Annotated in this window: 3 protein-coding genes; all 3 read left to right on the forward strand. The window is 40.5% G+C overall.

Annotation, left to right across the window (positions count from 1 at the left end):
* Positions 1-138: 138 nt before the first annotated feature.
* The 3 genes from QWJ34_RS26920 to QWJ34_RS26930 all read left to right on the forward strand — a co-directional run bounded on the left by QWJ34_RS26920 (position 139) and on the right by QWJ34_RS26930 (position 1778).
* A complete protein-coding gene (locus tag QWJ34_RS26920) occupies positions 139-441 on the forward strand; it encodes a hypothetical protein (protein WP_302732223.1) in 303 nt (100 codons plus the stop codon).
* Between the two features lie 743 nt (positions 442-1184).
* Positions 1185-1499, forward strand: a complete 315-nt coding sequence (locus tag QWJ34_RS26925; RefSeq protein ID WP_302732224.1) for a hypothetical protein — start codon at positions 1185-1187, stop codon at positions 1497-1499.
* 39 nt (positions 1500-1538) lie between these two features.
* Positions 1539-1778 (forward strand): hypothetical protein, encoded by a 240-nt coding sequence (locus tag QWJ34_RS26930; protein ID WP_302732225.1) that lies wholly within the window; start codon positions 1539-1541, stop codon positions 1776-1778.
* Positions 1779-1863 lie beyond the last annotated feature (85 nt).

Consider the following 1863-nt stretch of genomic DNA (forward strand, 5'->3'; position numbering starts at 1 on the left):
GGCTGGAGATCTACACACGAATCTTTTCAAAACGAACTGTTGCACTTGGATTGACAATTCGTCAAATTAAAAAAGGAAATTCTGCATTCAATGGCGTTTTTAACGGTCCATTATTAACAGAGGAGTCTATAGAGCAAAATGAATGTTTTATTGGAGTTTATAATAGCACTAACTCCAAGTACTGTTTTACTACTGATTCTTTTTCAAGTTTTTCCTTATACAGGGTTGGGAAGAATAATTACTACACCTGTAACTTATGCTCTTAATGTTGGGGTGATTTCATTAGGTTTATTAGCTATGCATTTGCTTCATTACCGATATTTAACTGCGATATGGGTAATAGTTATTATAGTTACTCTTGTTATTACAGTCTGGAAATATCCTCAAGAGTTCAAGCCGCACATTGTTCAGCAAGTCTGGGATAAAATTCGAAACCGCTAAAAATTTCATTGTTGAACTGAGAAAAGTGTAAATCTTTTGTAGGCTGTTGAGGAATTTTCGACAGCCTTTTTGTAATCAATGTATTCAATTTGTTTATGATGACACTATGCTAATGGTATGAATAGGTAAAATCTTAATGAACGGAGGTGTTCGCCTGCTGCGTTCAAACCAAGAAAAACTACAAACCTATGAACTGGTTTCGATTGAAAATCTCGTTCCTGAAAATCATCTGCAACCACGAGAGGAGTTAAACGAAATCTTAAGAAGGGGAAATGAGTTCGGAATTATTATATGATATTTTAAGTATAATTAATGTAAATAAGCAAATAATTTTATATCTAAAGCTTCGAAAGTGAATGGGAAGCACAATGTGATTAAGATGTGTATATGACACTTGGAAATATGCATGATTCCATCTCCTATTGCCGTGCCTTAATTGGCAGTTTGGGCAATTCCAATCACAGGTAGAAGCATAGCGCTGGATTTCGATTATTTGACGAATTCGATTCGCTGAGGACTCAAAGAATGCCAAGTTTACGGAGAGATTGCGCACTTTTAATTCTAAAAGATGAAGCGAAGCACACACAAAAGCGAAAGCAAAGTAGGCATCGAATCCGAATAAGGGCGGTATTTCCGCAACAAGTAGGCAACTGTCCTTTCTTTTACATACTCGCATAAAAATAAATCGATGAAGCGGAAGGTTTTGGGTATATAACTAATAATATTTTAGGAAGAGGTGTAACATGGCTGACAATCTGAGAGTTTTGAAAGTAATTTTGGCTGCCTTGATCCCGAGTACCGTGCTGATGTTTGTTTTGTTCGCTATTTTTCCTTATACGGGTCTGGCTCGAATCATTACTGTGCCTCAGACGTATTTCATGAATCTAATTGTGATCGGATTAGGGGTTCTGGCGGTGCGGCTTCTTAAAAACCGACATACGGCTTGGATATGGGGAATCGTTGTATTTTTAACACTGGTCATCACGGTCTGGGTCTATCCACAGGAATCTAAACCCCATATCGTTTACCAAACTTGGGATTGGATCCGAGGCCGATGAGATGGAGGGACATAAATTTGTAAAAGGAGGATACCCGCTATGGGAGTAGTGATAATAGTTAGCATAATCATAGGTTTGGTCGGCTGGCGGGTCATGGTGAAGGAGATTCCAGGCAGTATGATCGGCAGCCTATTGGCAGGCCTAGGCGGCGGCTTTTTCGGCGCCATCGGAGGAACTGGCATGGACGAGTTTTGGTATATCCTGCTCTGCGGAGCGGTTGGGGCTGCCTTGATGGTCGTAATCGTGAACCTGATTATTGTGAAAGTGAATCGGACATAGGGAGCCGGGTCGAAACGGCCTGGACTTTACGCTGGGACGGATCTACCAGAGCAATACCGCCTACATCTGGGAACCGAAGATCGAC

Origin of the sequence: Saccharibacillus sp. CPCC 101409, assembly GCF_030518235.1 — a bacterium.
Taxonomy (GTDB): Bacteria; Bacillota; Bacilli; order Paenibacillales; family Paenibacillaceae; genus Saccharibacillus.